Raw genomic sequence first — 5,272 nt, forward strand, 5'->3', positions numbered from 1 at the left:
CCTGCTGGCCACCGGTGGCGCGCACGGCAACGCCACCCGCGGCGTGCACCGCGCGCCGCGCATTGAGGACCAGCCTGCCCAGGCCTATACGGGGCGGGCCACTCTGCTGGAGGTGCCCTGCGTGAGCCCGTGGTCGTACGAGCGCATCCACCGCTGGAATTTCGACGCCATCGACCCGAACCGCTCGTTCCGCGAGCCCAGCCCTGCTGAAGAATCTGCCGCCCTCATGCGCCTGGTGCAGCCGCTGCGGCATGAGTTCCGCGTCCACATCGATCTGCACGAAACGACCGATTCCGACGAATCCGAATTCCGGCCCGCCCTGGCCGCGCGCGATGGCAAACCTTTCGAGCCCTGCCACATTCCGGATGGCTTCTATCTGGTGGCCGACGCCGCCAACCCGCAACCCGCGTTCCAGCAAGCCATCGTCTCGGCGGTGGAGCGCGTCACGCACATCGCGCCCGCCGATGCGCAGGGCAGCATCATCGGTACGCCGCTGTTCCGGCGCGGCGTCATCTGCTATCCGTACAAGGCCATTGGTTTGTGCCCGGGCATCACGGGCGCGCGCTACACCACCACCACCGAGGTGTACCCCGACAGCCCGCGCGCAACCGCCGAGCAGTGCATTGCGGCGCAGGTGGCAGCCGTGATCGCGGCCATCGACTTCGCGCTGGACTCGCCAGAAGAAGCCAGCGATTGATGTGAGCCAGCGCCTGTGCTTCAGGCCTGCCAGACGCCGAACCCCGCCGAGCGCAGGTCGATGCCGATCTCGATTTCCTTCTCCACGGCGTCCTCGTACGTCATCGGGTTGAACCCTTCATAGAGATCCGGCAACAGGCGCAGACCGTACTTCTGTGCATACGCATTCGCCTGAATGCCGGCCTTGTGCTTGTCGAAGCGCACATCCGGGTCGAGCCCGGTCATGCCCACATACACGCAGGGCTTGCCGTCCACGTAACCCGGGTTGTTCTTGCGGAATTTGCTCTCCAGCAGCACGTCCTTGTGCAGCTCGATCACGTAGACGTGGTGGTGGGGGCGGCGGGGCATGCTGGGAATTTTGCCTTTCAACGCATTGACGCCACCAGTGGTCGCCATGGGGGGGGCGACGATCAAATTATTCCGACGTCAATAGCCAGATTTGTGCTGTATTCGGGCAATTCGCATTTAATGCAGGACAGCTTCAATGAGGCATTGCGACATCCAATACGGCAAGAGGAGGCGCTTCAAGACATGGCAATCCTGATTCCTTCACTGGGCAGTTGCGTATCGCGCATGACCAGCGGCGAGCGTCGTGTGGCCGAGCGGCTGGAGCAGAAGCTCGATGACGACTATCTGCTGTGGTACGACGTGCCCGTCGGGCCGCGCCACTCGCACCCCGATTTCGTGGTGATGCATCCGCGCCGCGGCATTCTGGTGCTGGAGGTCAAGGACTTCCGCCTCTCGACCCTCATCCAGGCCAACAAGCAGTCCTGGGACATCCATGGCGAGACGGGGCCGAAGACGGTACCCAATCCACTGGAACAGGCGCGGCAGTACGCGCACCAGGTGGTGAACGCGCTGGAGCGAGACCCTCAACTGGTGCAGCCAGAAGGCCCTTACCAGGGCAAGCTGGCGTTCCCCTGGAGTTACGGTGTGGTGTTGCCCAACATCACGCGCAAACAGTTTGAATCGGCACAGCTGAGCCAGGCCATCGAGCCGCATCGCGTGATCTGCCAGGACGAGATGGTCGAATCCGCCACGCCCGAGGAATTGCAAAGCCGTCTGTGGGGCATGTTCCCGTACGTGATCCGCGGCGTCATGTCGCTGCCGCAGCTCGACCGTGTGCGCTGGATTCTGTTTCCCGAGGTGCGCGTGCCCGACCAGGGCGCTTTGTTCGCCACTGAGGACGGGTCTGCAGAACTGCCCAGCATGATGCGCGTGATGGACCTGCAGCAGGAACAGCTGGCGCGCAGCCTGGGTGACGGCCACCGCGTCATCCACGGCGTGGCCGGCTCGGGCAAGACCATGCTGCTGGGCTACCGGGCGGAGCATCTGGTGAAGGCGCAAACCGCGCACAGCAAACCGATCCTGGTGCTTTGCTACAACGAGCCGCTGGCGCTGCAGCTGGCCCGGGTGATGGCGGGCAAAGGACTCTCATCCCACGTGCATGCCGTGCACTTTCACAAGTGGTGTCGCAGCCAGCTCGTGGCCTACGGGCAGAGCCTGCCCATGGACAACCTGCCAATCAGCGTCTGGATGAACGAGATGGTGCAACGCGTGATCGAAGGCGTTGACCGCAGGCAGATTCCGAGCGGGCAGTACCAGGCGGTGCTGATCGACGAAGGCCATGACTTCGCGCCCGAATGGCTCAAGCTCGTCACGCAGATGGTTGACCCGGCCACCAACAGCCTGCTGGTGCTGTACGACGATGCGCAGAGCATTTACGAGCGCACCCACAGCAAGCAGTTCAGCTTCAAGAGCGTGGGCATCCAGGCGCAGGGCCGAACCACCATCCTGAAGATCAACTACCGCAACACGCGGCAGATCCTGCAGACGGCCAGCCTCATCGCCGCCGACCTGCTGACCGCCGAGGACAAGGACGACGACGGCGTGCCGTTGCTCAAGCCAGTGAGCTGCGGGCGCGATGGCGAACAGCCTATCGTCATCCGCTTGCCGAACCTGCGGGCCGAAGCGAGTGAAGTAGCGGAGCTGTTGAGCGCCGCCCACCGGGAAGGCCACGCCTGGGGCGACATGGCCATCCTCTGCCGCCACTACAGCGAGATGGATGTGTGCGCCGGCGTGCTGCGGCAGCGCCGGTTGCCGCATCAGGTGCGCAAGGGTTCGGGCAGTTTCAATCCGGCGGCCGACACCATCAAGGTGATGACGATGCACGTGAGCAAGGGGCTGGAGTTCCCCGTGGTCGCACTGGTGGGCGTGGGCAACATGCCTGCCAGTGGCCAGAGCGAAAGGGAAGAGGCCCGGTTGTTCTACGTCGGTGCCACGCGGGCCACGCAGCGACTCATCGTGGGTGTGGGCGGGCAGGGGCAGTTCGGGCAGCGGCTGGCAACCTGATTGACGTGCACCTGCGAAAAGAGCCCGGCATGCCCACAACCTCCACCCGCTTCAACGGCACACTCAAGACCTGGGACATTGATCGTGGCTTCGGCTTCGTGGTGGCCGAACACGGTGAAGGGGATCTTTTCGTGCACGTATCGGCCTTCCCGCGTGATGGTCGCCATCCCCGCGTTGGCGAGCCCCTGTCCTTCGAGATCGAGCCAGGCAAGGACGGCCGCAAACGCGCGGTGCGGGTGCAGCGGCTGGGTAGCTTTCAGGCAGAGCCGTCAACGCACGAGCGCGAACGGCCCACCGACGCGCAGCGCCGCCGGCATTTGAAGCGGACCGAGCCGGCTTCGTCGTCGCCATCGTTGGGCGCCTTGCTCATTGCCGCGCTGGTGGTGGCTGTGCTGGGCTGGTGGGGATACGGTGCGTACCGCGGCTTCCAGGCGGAGCGCTCACTGAAGGCAGACACCCCGCAAGGCGCGATGGCGGCCCCGGCGCCGTCCGTGGCGGCACCGCCCCGCGCTCCCGCCTTTCAGTGCGACGGCCGCCAGCACTGTTCGCAGATGACGTCGTGCTCGGAAGCCACCTTCTTTTTGAGGAACTGTCCCGGCACGAAGATGGACGGGGATGGGGATGGCGTACCGTGTGAGCAGCAGCTGTGCGGCGGGTGAGTGGTGCGGTGCCCTGGTCGCGTCATCTGATGACCACCGGCGCATGCACCGCCATCAGTTCCACCACCCAGTCAATGAACGCGCGCAGCTTGGCGCTCACGTGCCGGTTTGGTGGGAAGGCCACATACATCGGCATCGGGTCGAAGTGCCAGCCGTCTTCGAACAGCGGCACCAACTCACCGCGCTGCACATGCGCTTGGGCCATGTACTCGGGCAGCCAGAGCACGCCCATGCCGGCCACACCGGCGGCCAGGTAGGCGTTGCCGTCGTCCACCGCCACCACGTAGCGGCCCTGTACCTCGATCTGCTCTTCGTCGCGCTGCATGGTGATGGGTGCGACCTTGCCGCTGCGTGAGCGCAGGTAGCCCACGGTGCGGTGGTGCGTGTCGTTCGTCAACTCGTTGGGGTGGAGCGGCGTGCCGGCGCGTGCCAGGTAGCTCGGCGCCGCATACACGCCCAGGCGCAGGTCGCCCACGTGGCGCACGATGAGGGACGGGTCGGTCACTTCACCGCCACGCAGCACGCAGTCCACGTTGTCGCCGATCAGGTCCACCACCCGGTCGCTCACGCCCATGTCGAACTGAATCTCCGGGTACCGCGCGTGGAAGGCGGGCAGCGCCGGCATCAGGATCAGGCGCGCGAGCGGGCTGGGCACGTCCACGCGCAGGCGGCCCCGGGGTGCGGCCAGGGCGCTGGAGAGGCTGGTGTCCGCGTCTTCCAGGTCCGCCAGCACGCGCACCACGCGCTCGTAGTAGGCGGCGCCATCGGGCGTGACCTTCACCCGCCGCGTGGTGCGGTTCAGCAGCTTCACACGCAACCGCGCTTCCAGCTGCTGCACCAGCTGCGTGACGGTGGTCTTGCTCATGTGCAGCGTCTGCGCCGCCTTGGTGAAGCTGCCGGCCTCCACCACACGAGCAAAGGCCTGCAGCGCGTCGAAACGGTCCATGTCTGAGGCTCCGGTTGTCCCAGGGATTGTTTGGGATTCTCAAACAGTCATTGTGCGACTGGCCTGTTTATCCGCAGGCGGTGAATGCCTAGAGTCCCTCCATCCATTCACCCATTTCAACGAAAGAGGTCTTCCATGTCTGCACGTGACGATGTTGTGTTTCCCGCCGGGCGCCAGGCGCTCTACGAAAAGAACCGCTATTCGCCAGCGATCCGGTCCAACGGTTTCCTGTTCGTCTCGGGCCAGCTGGGCAGCCGGCCCGATGGCTCGCCCGAGCCCGAGCTGGAGGCGCAAGTCCGGCTTGCCTTCGACAACCTGAACGCCATCCTCTCGGCCGCCGGTTGCAGCTTCAAGGACGTGGTCGACGTGACCGTCTTCCTCGTCGACCCGGCCACAAATTTCGAACCCGCCTGGAAGGTGGTGGGCGAGTACTGGGGCGATGCCCCGCACCCGACGCTCACCGGCATTGGCGTGACCTGGCTCTACGGGTTTCAGTTCGAGATCAAGGTGATTGCGAGGTTGCCGGAAGCGGTCTGACGCGCAAACGGGCCGAACTTCAGGGGCGAGACTCGCGGGCACTTCATCGATCCGGTTTGAAATGCGGGCCCCGATGGTCTAA

The 5,272-nt window shown here is 65.0% G+C and carries 6 protein-coding genes; 4 read left to right on the plus strand and 2 right to left on the minus strand.

Annotation, left to right across the window (positions count from 1 at the left end; translation table 11 throughout):
- Window positions 1-697: peptidase (locus AB7P10_RS19935; RefSeq protein WP_428295585.1), on the plus strand; the 697-nt coding region annotated here is incomplete at its 5' end.
- A gap of 20 nt (window positions 698-717) precedes the next feature.
- Here AB7P10_RS19935 and AB7P10_RS19940 read toward each other — a convergent pair.
- On the minus strand, window positions 718-1,044 hold the full coding sequence (locus AB7P10_RS19940) for a hypothetical protein (protein ID WP_428295586.1): 327 nt from the start codon (window positions 1,042-1,044) through the stop codon (window positions 718-720).
- A gap of 183 nt (window positions 1,045-1,227) precedes the next feature.
- Here AB7P10_RS19940 and AB7P10_RS19945 point away from each other — a divergent pair, with 183 nt between their 5' ends.
- Both AB7P10_RS19945 and AB7P10_RS19950 read left to right on the plus strand, forming a co-directional pair.
- Window positions 1,228-3,048, plus strand: a complete 1,821-nt coding sequence (locus tag AB7P10_RS19945) for a 3'-5' exonuclease (RefSeq protein WP_428295587.1) — start codon at window positions 1,228-1,230, stop codon at window positions 3,046-3,048.
- A gap of 29 nt (window positions 3,049-3,077) precedes the next feature.
- Entirely contained in the window at window positions 3,078-3,707 is a 630-nt protein-coding gene (locus AB7P10_RS19950; RefSeq protein WP_428295588.1) for an excalibur calcium-binding domain-containing protein, read from the plus strand.
- A gap of 22 nt (window positions 3,708-3,729) precedes the next feature.
- Here the strand turns inward: AB7P10_RS19950 and AB7P10_RS19955 are convergent, their stop codons facing one another.
- Window positions 3,730-4,653 (minus strand): LysR substrate-binding domain-containing protein, encoded by a 924-nt coding sequence (locus tag AB7P10_RS19955; RefSeq protein WP_428295589.1) that lies wholly within the window; start codon window positions 4,651-4,653, stop codon window positions 3,730-3,732.
- Window positions 4,654-4,788: 135 nt separating this feature from the next.
- Here AB7P10_RS19955 and AB7P10_RS19960 point away from each other — a divergent pair, with 135 nt between their 5' ends.
- On the plus strand, window positions 4,789-5,190 hold the full coding sequence (locus AB7P10_RS19960) for a RidA family protein (protein ID WP_428295590.1): 402 nt from the start codon (window positions 4,789-4,791) through the stop codon (window positions 5,188-5,190).
- Window positions 5,191-5,272 lie beyond the last annotated feature (82 nt).

The organism is Hydrogenophaga sp. (assembly GCF_050182545.1).
Taxonomy (GTDB): Bacteria; Pseudomonadota; Gammaproteobacteria; order Burkholderiales; family Burkholderiaceae_C; genus Hydrogenophaga.